The sequence below is a fragment of the Neoroseomonas marina genome (assembly GCF_012927745.1).
Classification (GTDB): domain Bacteria; phylum Pseudomonadota; class Alphaproteobacteria; order Acetobacterales; family Acetobacteraceae; genus Neoroseomonas; species Neoroseomonas marina.
This window is the reverse complement of sequence record NZ_JABBKX010000011.1, coordinates 69,781-85,028: the sequence shown is the minus strand read 5'-3', so window position 1 is coordinate 85,028 and position 15,248 is coordinate 69,781. Positions and strand designations below refer to the sequence as shown.

The window sequence follows — 15,248 nt, the reverse complement described above, 5'->3', positions numbered from 1 at the left end:
GCCGAGGCCCGAGAATGAAGCGACGCCATTTCCTTGCCGCGGCGGCATCGGCCGCCACGCCTGCGCGGGCTGCGCTGGGGCAGGGGACCTCCGGTGCCTCGCGCGTCCTGAAGTTCATTCCTCAGGCCGACCCGGCCGTGCTCGATCCGATCGTCACGACCGCCGCGGCCACGCGCAACCATGGCTTCGCGGTCTGGGACACGCTGTATGGCCTGAACCAGGACTATGCGGCCGAACCGCAGATGGCGCAGAGCCACGCCGTCGAGAATGACGGCCGACGCGTCACCATCCGCCTGCGCGAGGGCCTGAAGTTCCACGATGGGGAACCGGTGCGGGCCGCCGACTGCGTCGCATCGATCCGTCGCTGGGCGGCGCGCGACCCGATGGGCCAGGTGCTGATGGCGCGGACGGAGGAGATCGTCGCGCCCGATGAGCGCAGCATCGTCTTCCGCCTGCAGCGCCCGTTCCCCCTGCTCTTCGATGCGTTGGCGAAGGTGACGCCGCCCGTCTGTTTCATCATGCCGGAGCGGATCGCGGCAACCCCGCCGAACCAGCCGGTCACCGAGATCATCGGCAGCGGTCCGTTCCGCTTCGTCGCGGCGGAGCGCGAACCCGGCAGCCGCGCGGTCTATGAACGTTTCGCCGACTATGTGCCGCGGGCGGAGGGTGTCACCACCTGGACCGCGGGTCCGAAGCGGGTGCATCTCGACCGTGTCGAATGGCTCGCCATGCCCGATTCCGGCACGGCGGCGAATGCGCTGATCGCCGGCGAGGCGCAGTGGTGGGAGAACCCGCCGGTCGATCGCCAGGCCGCGCTGCGCGGCAACCGCGCGGTGGTGATGGAGATCCCCGACCCGACAGGCTTCGTGGGGATGGCGCGCTTCAATCACCTCCATCCGCCCTTCGATCGGATGGCGATCCGCCATGCCCTGCTCGGCGCCGTGGACCAGGAAGAGTTCATGACCGCGGTCGTCGGGGCCGACCGCAGCCTGTGGCGCGACGATGTCGGCATCTTCGGCCCCGGCACGCCGCTCGCGAATGATGAAGGATTGTCGGTCCTCACCGGCAGCCGCGACATCGACAAGGTGAAGCGCGAGATCGCCGAGGCCGGCTATGCGGGCGAGAAGGTCGTGCTGCTCGCCGCGACGGACTTTCCCACGCTGGCGGCGATCGCCAATGCCGGGGCGAATCTGCTGCGCCGCGTGGGCATGCAGGTCGAGCTTGTCGCCGACGACTGGGCGACGCTGGTGCGCCGCCGTGCGAACCGTGCCCCGCCGTCCGAGGGCGGATGGAGCATGTTCTTCACCTTCTGGTCCGGCATCGACACGGCCAATCCGGGCGTGCACCAGGCGCTGCGCGGCAATGGCGAACGCGCCTGGTTCGGCTGGCCGACCATGCCGCGCATGGAAGAACTCCGCACGCAGTGGTTCGACGCGCCGGATCTCGCGGCCCAGCAGGGCCTCGCGCGCCAGATTCAGGCCGAGGCCCTTCGCGAGGGGGCCTATCTGCCGCTCGGCCAGTATTTCCAGGCAACCGCCTATCGGCGCGGCATTTCGGGCCTGCTCAAGGGGCTGCCCCTGTTCTGGAACGTTCAGAAGGGCTGATCCGAGGGTTGCCGATCCCGGCCGCGGCTGGTCTGATGCCGGCCGCTTTAAGGCTGGGAGACTGACATGAACCGCCGTGACCTGCTGAAGGCCTCCGCCGTGGCTGGGGCCGCGGGGGCGCTGCCGCGATTCGCGACCGCGCAACCTGCGCAGAACCGCGTCCTCAAGATGGTGCCGCAGGCGAATCTGACGAGCCTGGATCCGATCTGGACGACGGCGAACATCACCCGCAACCACGGGCACATGATCTTCGACAGCCTCTATGGCCTCGACGCGAACTTCGTGCCGCAGCCGCAGATGGCGGAAGGCCATGTCCTCGACGATGGCGGCAAGACCGTCACGATCACGCTGCGCCCGGGGCTGAAGTTCCACGACGGCGAACCGGTGCGCGCGCAGGACGCGGTACCGTCGATCGCGCGCTGGATGAAGCGCAACCCGTTCGGGCAGAAGCTCGCGACGGTTGTGGAGTCGCTCGAGGTCGTGGACGACCGCCGGCTCCGCTTCAAGCTGAAGCGGCCGTTCCCGCTCCTGTTCAAGGCGTTGGGCCAGGTCTCCAACAGCCCGGCCTTCATCATGCCGCAGCGTCTTGCGGAGACGGACGCGTTCCAGCAGGTGCGCGAGGCGATCGGCTCCGGCCCCTTCAAGTTCAAGGCGGACGAGTTCAATTCCGGCAGCCTCGTCGTCTACGAACGCTTCGCCGACTACGTGCCGCTGTCCTCCGGTACGCCGAGCCTGACCGCGGGCCCGAAGATCGCCCATTTCGACCGCGTCGAGTGGAACATCATCACCGACGCCTCGACCGCCGCGGCGGCGCTGCAGACCGGCGAGATCGACTGGTACGAGCAGCCGCCGCCCGAGATCCAGCAGTTGCTGCGCCGGAACCGCGGCATCGCGATCGAGGCGATCGACCCGCTGCCGCTGACCGGCATCCTGCGCTTCAACCACCTGCATGCGCCCTTCAACGACAAGAAGATGCGCCAGGCGATCCTTCCGGCAATCAGCCAGGAGGACTTCATGCAGGCGGTGGTGGGCACCGATGCCTCGATCTACCGCACCGGGGTTGGCCTGTTCACGCCGGGCACGCCGCTCGCGAACGATGCCGGGCTCGCGCCCCTGATGGGTCCGCGCAGCATCGACCGCGCCAAGGCCCTGATGCGCGAGGCCGGCTACACCAACCAGCTGATGCGACTGATCGGGCCGACCGACATCCTCGCCCCCGCCGCCATGACGCAGGTCGGCGCGGATCTGGTGCGGCGGCTCGGCTTCAATGCCGACATCGCGCTGTCCGACTGGGGCACCACCGTGACCCGCCGCGCGTCGCGCGAGCCGGTGGAGCGCAACGGCTGGTCGATGCTGTTCACCTCCTTCTCCTCGGTGGATTTCGTCGACCCGGCGGCGCATTTCCCGATGCGTGCCAATGGGGCCAATGCCTGGTTCGGCTGGCCGACCGTCCCGCGGCTCGAGGAACTGCGCGACGCCTGGTTCGAGGCGCCGGACCTCGCGACCGAACAGCGCCTCGCGCGCGAGATGCAGACGGTCGCGATGGATGACCTGCCCTACGTCCCGATCGGGTCGTACATGTCGATGACGGCGATCCGCCGCAACCTGACCGGCCGCGTGCCGGGGCTCGCGCTCTTCTGGAACATCCGGCGCACGTAAGGGGCAGGGATCATGGAACGCAGGACCTTCCTCGGCGCCACGGCCGGCATTGCCACGGCCGGCGTGTCGGCGCCGGCGCTGTCGCAGGGGGCTGCGGCGCGCACGCTGCGCGTCATCCCCCAGGCGAACCTCACCAGCCTCGACCCGGTGTGGACGACGGCGGTCGTCACCCGCAACCACGCCTTCCTGGTCTATGACCAGCTTTGCGCGACGGACGGAAAGGGAGAGGTGAAGCCCCAGATGGCCGAGGGCTGGGACATTTCCCAGGACGGCCTGACCTGGACCTTCACGCTGCGCGAGGGCCTCGTCTTCCATGACGGGGAGAAGGTCCTGGCGAAGGATTGCGTCGCCTCCATCGACCGCTGGCGGCGGCGCGATCCCTTCACCCAGGTGCTGTGGCCGAATGTCGCGGAGCTGACGGCGCTCGACGACCGGCGCTTCCGCTTCCGCCTGCACAAGCCGACGCCGCTGCTGCTGGTGGCGCTCGGCCAGACGCAGTTCCCCTGCTTCATCATGCCGGAGCGCATCGCGCGCACCGATGCCTTCCAGCAGGTGCGCGAGACGGTCGGTTCCGGCCCGTTCCGCTTCCTGCGCGACGAGTGGAACCCCGGCCAGCGCGCCGTTTGGGCGAAGAATGAGCGGTACGTGCCTCGGCAGGAGGCGGTGGACGGCCTCGCCGGCGGACGCGTGCCGCGGCTCGATCGCGTCGAATGGACGATCATCACGGACCCGGCCACCAGCGGCAGCGCCATGGCGCAGGGCGAGCAGGACTACTGGGAGTATCCGCTGCACGACCTGCTGCCGATGCTGCGGCGGAACCGCGGGGTCGTGGTCGAGCAGCGCCTGACCGACGGCACCTATGGCATCTGCCGCTTCAACACGCTGCAGCCGCCCTTCAACAACCCGGCCATCCGTCGGGCGGTCGCGATGGCGGTGGATCAACGCGACTACCTGCGTGCGGTGGCCGGCGACGACCCGGCCGGCTGGGGGGCATGCGAAGGCGTGTTCACCTGCGATACGCCGCTTGCCAATGAGGTGGGCAGCGACGTGCTCAAGGTGCGCAATATCGAACGCGCCAAGGCCGCGCTGCAGGCCGCGGGGTACAACGGCGAGAAGGTCGTCCTGATCGCGCCGGGCGACTACCCGCAGATCAATGCGCTGTCATTGATGACGGCGGACATCATTCGCCGCCTCGGCATGAATCTCGAGCTCATCTCGGCGGACTGGGGCACGCTGATCCAGCGCCGGGCGAGCAAGGAGCCGGTGGAGCGCGGCGGGTGGAGCATCATCCACACCACCTCCTCGGGCCAGTCCCTGGCGCTGCCCGTCTTCCATCTGTTCCTGCGCGCGAACGGCAACGATGCCTGGTTCGGGTGGCCGGACGTCCCCGAAGTCGAGCGCCTGCGTGCCGAATGGGTCGAGAAGGGCGGCAACCCGGCCGAGGGGCGCCGCATTGCCGAGGCGCTCAACCGTGAGGCGATGCAGGCCATGTACTACATCCCCCTCGGCTATTACTGGCAGCCTTCCGTATGGCGGCGGAACGTCAGCGGTGTCTTCCGTGCCCCTGCGACGGTCTTCTGGAACATCAGCAAGACCTGAGCGGGCTCTGGCACGCCCCGTGCTGCATTGACGGTGCGAGCGGACGCCAGGCCGCGGCCCGGCGGGGGTAGACCCCGCCGGGCCGCTGGTCGGCCGCACGTTATTGATGCAATGTGACTTCAAGACGGGCATCAGGGGCTGGCCCGGATGACACAAGGGAGACGGTGAATGGACCGCAGGACGTTCCTCAAGGCGGGCGCGGTGGCGATCGGCGCCTCGGGCGGCATTTCCGCGCCGGCGCTGTCGCAGGGCGCAGCGGCACGCACGTTGCGCTTCGTGCCGCAGGCGAACCTCGCCAACTTCGATCCCATCTGGGGTACGCAGTACGTCGTCCGCAACGCCGCGGTGCTGGTGTGGGACACGCTGTACGGCTTCGACGACAAACTTGAGCCGCAGCGCCAGATGGTCGAAGGCGAGGAAGTGTCCCAGGACGGCAAGACCTGGACCTTCAAGCTGCGCGAGGGCCTGCGGTTCCACGACGGCGAACCGGTCCGTTCGGTCGACGTCATCGCCTCGCTCACCCGCTGGATGCCGCGCGACCCGATGGGTCAGCTGCTGCGCGCGCTGAACGAGGAACTGGTCGCGGTCGACGACCGGACCTTCCGCTGGCGCCTGAAGGCGCCCTTCACGAAGATGAAGATGGCGCTCGGCAAGAATGCGACGCCGATGGCGTTCATCATGCCGGAGCGGATCGCGAAGACCGACTCCTTCACGCAGATCAACGAGTATGTCGGCTCCGGCCCCTATCGCTTCGTGCGCAACGAATGGGTGCCGGGCGCGCGGGCCGTGTTCCAGAAGTTCGACGGGTATGTGCCGCGCAACGAGCCGGCCTCCTGGCTCGCGGGCGGCAAGCGTGCGCTCATCGACCGGGTCGAATGGGTGGTGATGCCCGACCCGGCGACCGCGTCCGCCGCCCTGCAGAACGGCGAGGTGGACTGGTGGGAGAACCCCATCACCGACCTCGTGCCGGTGCTGCGGCGCAACCGCAACATCATGGTCGACATCGCGGATCCGCTGGGGAATATCGGATCCTTCCGGATGAACCACCTGCACCCGCCCTTCAACAACGTGAAGGTACGCCAGGCGGTGATGACCGCGCTGCGCCAGGAAGACTACATGCGCGCGCTGGTCGGCGACGACCCCGCGCTGTGGAAGACGCTGGGCGGCTTCTTCACGCCGAACACGCCGCTCTATACCGAGGAAGGCGGCGAGATGATGAAGGCCGCGAACCTCGAGCGCGGCAAGCAGCTGCTGCGCGAGGCCGGCTACAACAACGAGCCGGTGATCTGCATCGTCGCGCAGGACCAGCCGATCACGAAGGCCTTCGGCGACGTCACGGCCGACCTGCTGAAGCGGCTGGGCATGAACGTCGATTTCGTCGCGACGGACTGGGGCACGGTCGGCCAGCGCCGCGCGATGAAGAACCCGCCGAACCAGGGCGGCTGGAGCATGTTCCACACCTGGCACGCCGGCGCGGACGCCATCAATCCGGTGATCTACAACGCCGTTCGCGCGAACGGCGATGGTGCCTGGTTCGGATGGCCGAACGTGCCCGCGGTCGAGGCCGAGGTTCCGAACTGGCTCGCCGCGACGAGTATCGAGCAGGAGCGTGCGGCGATCGGTCGCCTGAACCGCGCCGCGGTCGAGAATGTCGTCTACTGCCCGACCGGCTTCTTCGTTGGCTACCAGGCCTGGCGCCGGAATGTCTCCGGCATCGTGAAGGGTCCAATTCCCTTCGTCTGGGGCGTTTCCAAGTCCTGATCCACTGAACGGGTAATCCGCGATCATGTTCGCCTATGTTGTCAGGCGCGTGCTGGCCACCATCCCGGTGATGGCCATCGTTGCGCTCTTCGTCTTCAGTCTCCTCTACATCGCCCCTGGCGACCCGGCGGCGGTGATCGCGGGTGACCAGGCCACGCCGGAGGATGTCGAACGCATCCGCCAGAGCCTCGGTCTCGACCGGCCGTACCTGGTACGGTTCGGATCCTGGGTGTTCGACATCATGCGGGGCGACCTCGGGGTGTCGATCTTCACCAACCTGCCGGTCGTCACGATGATCAAGCAGCGCATCGAACCGACGCTGTCGCTGATGATCGTGACGCTCTGCCTCGCGGTCTCGATCGCGGTGCCGATGGGCGTGGTCGCGGCCTGGAAGGTCGGGACCTGGATCGATCGCGCCGTCATGGGCTTCGCGGTGCTGGGCTTCTCGGTGCCGGTCTTCGTGGTCGGTTACCTGCTGGCCTACATCTTCGCGCTCGAGCTCGATTGGCTGCCGGTGCAGGGATACACCTCGTTCTCGCAGGGCTTCGTGCCCTGGATCGAGAACCTGATCCTGCCCGCGGTCGCCCTGGGGTCGGTCTACATCGCGCTGATCGCGCGCATCACGCGCGCGACCATGCTCGAGGTGCTGCAGCAGGACTACATCCGCACCGCGCGCGCCAAGGGCGCGGGGCAGACGTCGATCCTGTTCCTCCACGCCCTCAAGAATGCGGCCGTGCCGATCGTGACGGTCATCGGCATCGGCATCGCGCTGCTGATCGGCGGCGCGGTCGTCACCGAAAGCGTCTTTGCCATTCCCGGCCTCGGACGCCTGACGGTGGATGCGATCCTGCGGCGCGACTACCCCGTCATCCAGGGCGTCGTGCTGCTGTTCTCCTTCGTCTATGTGCTGGTCAATCTGGCGATCGACCTGCTCTACACCCTGTTCGACCCGAGGATCCGGTACTGATGTCCGCTTCCGTTCTCAGCCCGGGCGACGTCGCGCCGGAGGCCGTCAAGGCCGCGGCGCCGACGCCCGACATCATGCCCCCCGTGAAGGTCCGGAAGGGCCTCTGGGGTTTCATGTACCGCAACCCGTCCATCGCCATCGGCGGCACCATCGTGCTGCTGATGATCCTGATGGCGGTCTTCGCGCCGCTGCTCTGGACCGTCGACCCGACGGCGCTGGCGCCGGCGCGGCGCACGCGCGAACCCTCGGCGATGTACTGGTTCGGCACCGACATGCTGGGGCGCGACGTCTATTCGCGCGTCGTCTACGGCGCCCGCGTCTCCCTCATCGTCGGCTTCGCGGTCGCCTTCTTCGCCTCGGTCGCGGGTCTGGCCATCGGCCTGATCTCGGGCTTCGTGCGCTGGGCGGACGGCATCATCATGCGCGTCATGGACGGGTTGATGTCGATCCCGTCGATCCTGCTCGCCATCGCCCTGATGGCGCTGACCCGCGGTTCGGTCGGCAACGTGATCCTCGCCATCACCGTGGCGGAGATCCCGCGCGTGTCGCGCCTCGTGCGCGGCGTGGTCCTCAGCCTGCGCGAACAGCCCTATGTCGACGCGGCGGTGTCCTGCGGCACGCGCACGCCGGTCATCATCTGGCGGCACATCCTGCCCAACACCATCGCGCCGATGACGGTGCAGGCGACCTATGTCTGCGCCTCGGCGATGATCGTGGAATCGATCCTGTCCTTCATCGGCGCCGGCACGCCGCCGATCATCCCGTCCTGGGGCAACATCATGGCCGAGGGCCGCGCCCTGTGGCAGGTGAAGCCCTACATCGTCTTCTTCCCGGCGGTGTTCCTGTCCATCACCGTGCTTGCGGTGAACCTCCTCGGCGACGGTCTGCGCGATGCGCTCGATCCGCGCATGGCCAAGAGGCTCTGATTCAGATGGCGTTGCTCGAAGTCGAGAACCTGCAGACCCATTTCCGCACCCCCGACGGCGTCAACCGCGCCGTCGACGGGCTGTCCTTCAGCGTCGAGGCCGGCGAGACGGTCGCGATCGTGGGCGAGTCCGGCTGCGGAAAGTCCGTCACCTCCATGTCGATCCTGCGGCTCATCCCTGAGCCGCCGGGCAAGATCGCCGGCTCCATCCGCTTCAACGGGCGCGACCTGCTGAAGCTGTCGGACAGGGAGATGCGTGCCGTTCGCGGCAACGAGATCTCCATGATCTTCCAGGAGCCGATGACCTCCCTCAACCCGGTGCTGACCGTGGGCCGCCAGATCGGCGAGACGCTGCGGCTGCACCAGGGCATGTCGGCCTCCCAGGCCGAGGCCCGGGCGGTCGAGATGCTGAAGCTGGTCGGCATTCCCGAACCGCAGCGGCGCGTGAAGGAGTACCCGCACCAGCTGTCGGGCGGCATGCGCCAGCGCGTGATGATCGCCATCGCGCTCGCCTGCAATCCGAAGCTGCTGATCGCGGACGAGCCGACCACGGCGCTCGACGTGACCATCCAGGCGCAGATCCTGGATCTCATGCGCGACCTCAAGCGCACGGTCGGCGCGGCGATCGTCATCATCACCCATGACCTCGGCGTCGTGGCCGAGGTCGCGGAGCGGGTGATCGTCATGTATGCCGGCCGGAAGGTGGAGGAGGCGGCGGTCGACAAGCTGTTCGGCGCGCCCCGTCATCCCTACACCCAGGGTCTGCTCGGCTCGATGCCGAAGCTCGGATCCTCCCTGACGGGCGAGGAGACGCGCCTGCAGGAGATCCCGGGCCTGGTGCCCAGCCTGAAGAAGAAGATCGAAGGCTGCGTCTTCGCCAGCCGCTGCCCGCATACGACCGATCTCTGCCGGAAGGTCGCCCCGGCCCTCGAGGAGAAGGCCCCCGGTCACATCGCGGCCTGCCACTACGCCATCAAGGAAGCGGTCGCCGCATGAGCACGCCGATCCTCGAGGTCAACGACCTCAAGAAGCATTTCCCGATCCGTGCTGGCTTCTTCGGCGGCACCACGGGTTACGTCTATGCGGTGGACGGCGTGTCCTTCTCGATCGCCAAGGGGGAGACGCTCTCCCTCGTCGGTGAATCGGGCTGCGGCAAGTCGACGGTCGGCAAGGCGATCCTGCGGCTGTTCGACATCACGGCCGGGCAGGTGGTGCTCGACGGGCAGCGCATCGACGACATGGCGCCCGGCACGCTGCGGCCGATGCGCCGGCGGATGCAGGTGGTCTTCCAGGACCCGTTCTCCTCGCTCAATCCGCGCATGCGGGTGCGGGACCTTCTGGCAGAACCGATCCGCAACTTCGGCCTGGCCAAGGACTCGGCGGACCTCGAACGCCGCGTGGGTGAACTGATGGACCGCGTGCGCCTGCCGCGGGACGCGGTGAACCGCTGGCCGCACGAGTTCTCGGGCGGGCAGCGCCAGCGCATCTGCATCGCCCGCGCGCTCGCGCCCGAACCCGACCTGATCATCTGCGACGAGGCGGTTTCGGCCCTCGACGTGTCGGTGAAGGCGCAGATCGTGAACCTGCTGCAGGACCTGCAGAAGGAACTCGGCCTGGCGCTGCTGTTCATCAGCCACGACCTCGCGATCGTCGAGCACATGACGCACCGCGTCGCGGTCATGTACCTCGGCAAGATCGTGGAGGTGGCGCCGAGGCGTCAGCTGTTCGCGGCCCCGAAGCATCCCTACACCGAGGCCCTGCTGTCGGCCGTGCCGGTGCCCGAGCCAGGCGCGGCGCGCGAGCGCATCATCCTCAAGGGCGACGTGCCGTCCCCGATCAAGCCGCCGAAGGGCTGCCGTTTCCATACGCGCTGCCCGTATGCCTTCGATCGGTGCCGGCAGGACGAACCGGAGCTGCGGCAGACCGAGGATGGCCACTTCGCGGCCTGCCACCTGCACGACCGGCCCGCGGCCGAGAACCCGCTCGCGGGTGCCCGGGGCGCGGCGGTGATCGCGCATCACTGACCGCGGGGGACAGACGGCGCCGCCCGCGGGCGGCGTCGCGCTCCTGGTCCGCCGGGCCTTCTGGGCCTTGCAGGCGGTCGCGGCCATCTGCCTCGTCATGCTCGTCGCCGGGCTGCTGATCGAGGAGGCATCGCCGGCCTCGCCCGTCCTGCGCGTGCTGGTGCTGCCGCTGGGATTGCTGCCTGTGCTGGGGCCCGTCTGGGCCGTGGCGACGCCGGTGCTGCTCATCCTGATGCTGCTGACGCGGAATCAGCGGGGCCCCGCCAGCGACGCTTGACGAGGCATGGGCGGCGAGGCGAGGCTTGCGCCCCGACGGCCGGGCGCCACATGCCCGACATCCAAACCGGACTTTCTGGGGAGACGCGCGATGCCGCAGGTCACACTGACCGTGAACGGCCAGACCCACACGGCGGAAGTGGAGGGCCGGACCCTCCTCGTTGAGCTCCTGCGGGAGACGCTGCGCCTCACCGGCACCCATGTGGGCTGCGATACCAGCCAGTGCGGCGCCTGCGTCGTTCACATCAACGGGGAGAGCGTGAAGTCCTGCACCACCCTCGCCGTGATGGCGAACGGGGCGAACGTCACGACGATCGAGGGCCTGGCCAAGGCCGACGGCACCCTTCACGCGATGCAGGAAGCCTTCCGCGAGTACCACGCCCTGCAATGCGGCTTCTGCACGCCGGGCATGGTGATGTCGGCCATCGACCTGGTGCAGAAGCACCCCGAGGGCCTGACCGAGCAGCAGATCCGCGAGGGTCTCGAGGGCAACCTCTGCCGCTGCACGGGCTACCACAACATCGTCAAGGCGATCGCCGCCGCGGCCGAGGTCATGCACGGCAAGCGGAGCGAGATCGCGCGCGCGGCCGAATAAGGCCGCGCCCCGGGCGCCGTCGGGCGCCCCAAGGAAGACCGGCACCGGCAAATCCCGGGCCGAAGCAACGGAAAAGCCCTTCAAGGGAGGGGACAGGTCATGAACGTGGTGGCACCGTTCGAAGGCATCGGCGCGAGCGTCCGGCGCAAGGAGGATTTCCGCTTCCTCCAGGGCCGTGGCGCCTACACCGATGATTTCAACCGCCAGGGTCAGCTCTACGCCTGGATCGTGCGCAGCCCGCACGCCCATGCGCGGATCAAGGGCGTGGACACCTCGGCCGCGTCCCGGATGCCGGGCGTGGTCGCGGTCTTCACCGGCGCCGACATGGCGAAGGACAATGTCGGCGGGCTGCCCTGCGGCTGGCAGATCCACAACAAGGACGGCTCGCCGATGGCCGAGCCGCCGCATCCCGTCCTCGCGCTCGACAAGGTGCGCCATGTGGGCGACCCGGTCGCGGTCGCGATCGCCGCGACCCGCCAGCAGGCGCGTGACGCGGCCGAGGCGGTAGGCGTCGACTACGAGGTGCTGCCGGCCGCCGTGTCGATGGACGCGGCGCTGAAGGCCGGCGCGCCCCAGGTGCATGACGGCGCGCCGGGGAACCTCTGCTACGACTGGCATATCGGCGACAAGGCGGTGGTCGACGCGGCCTTCGCTTCGGCGGCCAAGGTCGTGAAGCTCGACCTGGTGAACAACCGCCTCATTCCCAACGCGATGGAGCCGCGCGCGGCGCTGGGTGAATTCGACCCGACGACCGGCGACTACACGCTGCACACCACCAGCCAGAACCCGCACGTCATCCGGCTGCTGATGGGTGCCAACGTGCTGCACATCCCGGAATCGAAGCTTCGGGTGGTGGCACCGGATGTCGGCGGCGGCTTCGGGTCCAAGATCTACCACTATGCCGAGGAGGCGATTGTCACCTGGTCGGCGGGCAAGCTCGCGCGGCCGGTGAAGTGGACGGCAGATCGCACCGAATCCTTCATGTCGGACGCGCATGGGCGCGACCATGTCTCGCACACCGAACTCGCGCTGGACGCGGACGGGAAGTTCCTCGGCCTGCGGGTCTCGACGCTCGCGAACATGGGCGCCTACCTGTCGACCTTCGCGCCCTGCGTGCCGACCTACCTCTACGCCACGCTGCTCGCCGGCGTGTACACGACCCCGGTGATCTACTGCGAGGTGAAGGCCGTCTTCACCAACACGGTGCCGGTCGACGCCTATCGCGGGGCCGGGCGGCCGGAAGCGACCTTCCTGCTGGAACGCCTGATGGACGTGGCGGCGCAGGAGACCGGCATCGACCGCGTCGAGCTCCGCCGTCGCAACTTCATCCCGACCGACGCCTTCCCCTACCAGACGCCGGTCGCGCTGCAATACGACAGCGGCAACTACCATGCGACGCTGGACCAGGCGCTGAAGGCCTCCGACTGGGCGGGCTTCGAGGCGCGCCGGGCGGAAGCCGCGAAGCGCGGCAAGCTGCGCGGCATCGGCATCTCGACCTACCTCGAGGCCTGCGGAATCGCGCCCTCGGCCGTGGTGGGCTCGCTCGGCGCCCGTGCGGGCCTCTATGAGGTCGGCACCATCCGCGTGCACCCGACGGGCAGCGTGACGGTGCTGACCGGGGCGCACAGCCACGGGCAGGGGCACGAGACGACCTTCTGCCAGCTGGTGGCCGACAAGCTCGGCGTGCCGGTCGCGCAGGTGGACATCGTCCATGGCGACACGGCGAAGGTGCCCTTCGGCATGGGCACCTACGGGTCGCGGTCGCTCGCTGTCGGCGGGTCGGCGATGATGAAGGCGATGGACAAGATCATCGCCAAGGGCAAGCGCATCGCAGCCCACCTGATGGAAGCCGATGTCGACGACATCGAGTTCGAACGCGGCATCTTCCGCGTTGCCGGCACCGACAAGACGAAGGCGCTGGTCGACATCTCCGTCGCGGCCTACGTGCCGCACAACTACCCGATCGAGGAGCTCGAGCCCGGCCTCGAAGAGACGGCCTTCTACGACCCGAAGAACTTCACCTATCCCGGCGGCTGCCACATCGCCGAGGTCGAGATCTGTCCCGAGACGGGCAAGGTCTCGATGGTGAACTTCACGGCCGTGGACGACGTCGGCCGCGTCATCAACCCGATGATCGTCGAGGGGCAGGTCCAGGGCGGCATCGCCCAGGGCATTGGCCAGGCGCTGCTCGAGACCTGCGTGTATGACGCGGACGGGCAACTGCTCTCGGGTTCGATGATGGACTACACCATGCCGCGCGCGGACGACCTGGCGCCGGTTTCGGTCGCGACGCACACCACGCTCTGCACCCACAACCCGCTCGGGGTGAAGGGCTGCGGGGAGGTGGGGGCGATCGGCTCGCCGCCCGCCGTGATCAACGCGGTGGTGGATGCGCTGCGCGACTACGGCGTGCGGACACTGGACATGCCCGCCACGCCGTCCAAGATCTGGGGCATCATCAATGGCGGCCGCAGGATGGCGGCGGAGTAAGGGGGTCAGACCATGTACGATTTCGCCTACCACAAGCCCGCCACGGTCGCCGACGCCGTCAAGCTGCTGGCCGATCCGGACGCCAAGGCGATCTCGGGCGGCCACACGCTGATCCCGGCGCTGAAGCACCGGCTGAACAAGCCCTCGGCGGTCGTGGACCTGTCCGGCATCGCCGAGATGAAGGGCATCAAGCGCGTCGGCAACGCCATCGTCATCGGCGCGCTGACACGCCACGCCGAAGTGGCGACCAGCGCCGAGGTGAAGGCCGCGATCCCGGCGCTCGCCTATCTCGCCTCCCATATCGGCGACGTACAGGTGCGCAACCGCGGCACGCTGGGTGGGTCGGTGTCCAACAACGACCCGGCGGCGGATTATCCGGCCGCGGTGCTTGGCCTCGGGGCGACGATCCACACCTCCAAGCGCAAGATCGCCGCGGACGACTTCTTCCAGGGCATGTTCACGACCGCGCTTGAGCAGGACGAGATCCTGACCGCGATCGAGTTCCCGATCCCGGAGAAGGCCGGCTACGCCAAGATGAAGAACCCGGCGAGCCGCTATGTCATGGCCGGCGTTTTCGTCGCCAAGACCGGCGGCGCCGTCCGGGTCGCCGTCAACGGCGCCGGCCCCTGCGTGTTCCGCCAGGCGGACATGGAGAAGGCCCTTGCGGCCAACTGGTCCGCCGACGCCGTCGCCGGCGTGAAGCAGTCCGCCGATGGCCTGAACGGCGACATCCACGGCAGCGCCGAATACCGCGCGCACCTGGTGGGCGTAATGGCGAAGCGCGCCATCGCCGCCGCCGGCTGACGACCGGGGTTCAAAGGGCCTTTCGGCCCTTTGCGAGGTGAGGTTCGGAGAGGGGCGGCGCCCCTCTCCGTCTTCCCCTCTCGCCAAGCCCGCACCGTGACGGCATGGTTTCCCCCGAATCCGGGAGCCCCGCCGTGGAGATCGACAACCCTGATGTGATCGCCGAGGCCCGTGCGGTCTTCGACCGCTACGAAGCCGCGATCGCCTCGAACGACACCGACGTTCTCGACGCCTCCTTCTGGCCGGACCCGCGCACGGTCCGCTTCGGCGTCACCGAGATCCTGTATGGCATCGATGCCATCCGTGCTTTCCGGTCGACGGTGAAGTCCTATGCGCCGCGCATCACGCGCAAGGTGCACATCACTGCCTTCGGGCGCGACTTCGCCTGCACCCATCTTGAATACGAACGCGTCGGCACCGGGCTGATCGGGCGGGAGACCAAGATCATGGCCCGCCTGCCCGAACATGGCTGGCGCGTCGTCTCCGCCCATGTCTCGCTGCTCGCGGGGCATGATCCCGGCCGCACGCAGAAGGGGTGAGCGCC

The 15,248-nt window shown here is 68.4% G+C and carries 13 protein-coding genes; all 13 read left to right on the top strand.

Features of this window, described 5'->3' with window-relative positions:
• The first annotated feature begins 14 nt into the window (after positions 1–14).
• The 13 genes from GWK16_RS22430 to GWK16_RS22370 all read left to right on the top strand — a co-directional run bounded on the left by GWK16_RS22430 (position 15) and on the right by GWK16_RS22370 (position 15,243).
• Complete coding sequence (locus GWK16_RS22430) at positions 15–1,604, top strand: ABC transporter substrate-binding protein (RefSeq protein WP_170056214.1); 1,590 nt, start codon at positions 15–17, stop codon at positions 1,602–1,604.
• 66 nt (positions 1,605–1,670) lie between these two features.
• Positions 1,671–3,263 carry an ABC transporter substrate-binding protein gene (locus tag GWK16_RS22425; protein ID WP_170056213.1) on the top strand — a complete coding sequence of 531 codons (1,593 nt, stop codon included), beginning with the start codon at positions 1,671–1,673 and terminating at the stop codon, positions 3,261–3,263.
• 12 nt (positions 3,264–3,275) lie between these two features.
• A complete protein-coding gene (locus tag GWK16_RS22420; protein WP_170056212.1) occupies positions 3,276–4,862 on the top strand; it encodes an ABC transporter substrate-binding protein in 1,587 nt (528 codons plus the stop codon).
• A gap of 168 nt (positions 4,863–5,030) precedes the next feature.
• Positions 5,031–6,623, top strand: a complete 1,593-nt coding sequence (locus GWK16_RS22415; protein ID WP_170056211.1) for an ABC transporter substrate-binding protein — start codon at positions 5,031–5,033, stop codon at positions 6,621–6,623.
• 25 nt (positions 6,624–6,648) lie between these two features.
• A complete protein-coding gene (locus GWK16_RS22410; protein ID WP_170056210.1) occupies positions 6,649–7,590 on the top strand; it encodes an ABC transporter permease in 942 nt (313 codons plus the stop codon).
• Positions 7,590–8,516: an ABC transporter permease gene (locus tag GWK16_RS22405; protein ID WP_170056209.1), complete on the top strand. Its 927-nt coding sequence runs from the start codon at positions 7,590–7,592 to the stop codon at positions 8,514–8,516. Before GWK16_RS22410 ends, GWK16_RS22405 begins: the two co-directional genes overlap by 1 nt.
• Positions 8,517–8,521: 5 nt before the next feature.
• On the top strand, positions 8,522–9,511 hold the full coding sequence (locus GWK16_RS22400; protein ID WP_170056208.1) for an ABC transporter ATP-binding protein: 990 nt from the start codon (positions 8,522–8,524) through the stop codon (positions 9,509–9,511).
• On the top strand, positions 9,508–10,539 hold the full coding sequence (locus GWK16_RS22395) for an ABC transporter ATP-binding protein (protein ID WP_170056207.1): 1,032 nt from the start codon (positions 9,508–9,510) through the stop codon (positions 10,537–10,539). Before GWK16_RS22400 ends, GWK16_RS22395 begins: the two co-directional genes overlap by 4 nt.
• A gap of 67 nt (positions 10,540–10,606) precedes the next feature.
• The gene (locus GWK16_RS22390; RefSeq protein ID WP_170056206.1) at positions 10,607–10,816 is read left to right on the top strand and encodes a hypothetical protein; all 210 of its coding nucleotides are present in this window, start codon (positions 10,607–10,609) and stop codon (positions 10,814–10,816) included.
• A 90-nt stretch (positions 10,817–10,906) separates the two neighbouring features.
• The gene (locus GWK16_RS22385) at positions 10,907–11,410 is read left to right on the top strand and encodes a (2Fe-2S)-binding protein (RefSeq protein ID WP_168037915.1); all 504 of its coding nucleotides are present in this window, start codon (positions 10,907–10,909) and stop codon (positions 11,408–11,410) included.
• Positions 11,411–11,509: 99 nt separating this feature from the next.
• Positions 11,510–13,900 carry a xanthine dehydrogenase family protein molybdopterin-binding subunit gene (locus GWK16_RS22380; RefSeq protein ID WP_170056205.1) on the top strand — a complete coding sequence of 797 codons (2,391 nt, stop codon included), beginning with the start codon at positions 11,510–11,512 and terminating at the stop codon, positions 13,898–13,900.
• A gap of 12 nt (positions 13,901–13,912) precedes the next feature.
• A complete protein-coding gene (locus tag GWK16_RS22375; RefSeq protein ID WP_170056204.1) occupies positions 13,913–14,704 on the top strand; it encodes an FAD binding domain-containing protein in 792 nt (263 codons plus the stop codon).
• A 134-nt stretch (positions 14,705–14,838) separates the two neighbouring features.
• A complete protein-coding gene (locus GWK16_RS22370) occupies positions 14,839–15,243 on the top strand; it encodes an AtzH-like domain-containing protein (RefSeq protein WP_170056203.1) in 405 nt (134 codons plus the stop codon).
• The last annotated feature ends 5 nt before the right edge of the window (positions 15,244–15,248 follow it).

Bases quoted from the DNA above. Each gene is read 5' to 3' on its own strand.
- GWK16_RS22430 (WP_170056214.1), top strand. From the start codon at position 15: ATGAAGCGACGCCATTTCCTTGCCGCGGCGGCATCGGCCGCCACGCCT.
- GWK16_RS22425 (WP_170056213.1), top strand. From the start codon at position 1,671: ATGAACCGCCGTGACCTGCTGAAGGCCTCCGCCGTGGCTGGGGCCGCG.
- GWK16_RS22420 (WP_170056212.1), top strand. From the start codon at position 3,276: ATGGAACGCAGGACCTTCCTCGGCGCCACGGCCGGCATTGCCACGGCC.
- GWK16_RS22415 (WP_170056211.1), top strand. From the start codon at position 5,031: ATGGACCGCAGGACGTTCCTCAAGGCGGGCGCGGTGGCGATCGGCGCC.
- GWK16_RS22410 (WP_170056210.1), top strand. From the start codon at position 6,649: ATGTTCGCCTATGTTGTCAGGCGCGTGCTGGCCACCATCCCGGTGATG.
- GWK16_RS22405 (WP_170056209.1), top strand. From the start codon at position 7,590: ATGTCCGCTTCCGTTCTCAGCCCGGGCGACGTCGCGCCGGAGGCCGTC.
- GWK16_RS22400 (WP_170056208.1), top strand. From the start codon at position 8,522: ATGGCGTTGCTCGAAGTCGAGAACCTGCAGACCCATTTCCGCACCCCC.
- GWK16_RS22395 (WP_170056207.1), top strand. From the start codon at position 9,508: ATGAGCACGCCGATCCTCGAGGTCAACGACCTCAAGAAGCATTTCCCG.
- GWK16_RS22385 (WP_168037915.1), top strand. From the start codon at position 10,907: ATGCCGCAGGTCACACTGACCGTGAACGGCCAGACCCACACGGCGGAA.
- GWK16_RS22380 (WP_170056205.1), top strand. From the start codon at position 11,510: ATGAACGTGGTGGCACCGTTCGAAGGCATCGGCGCGAGCGTCCGGCGC.
- GWK16_RS22375 (WP_170056204.1), top strand. From the start codon at position 13,913: ATGTACGATTTCGCCTACCACAAGCCCGCCACGGTCGCCGACGCCGTC.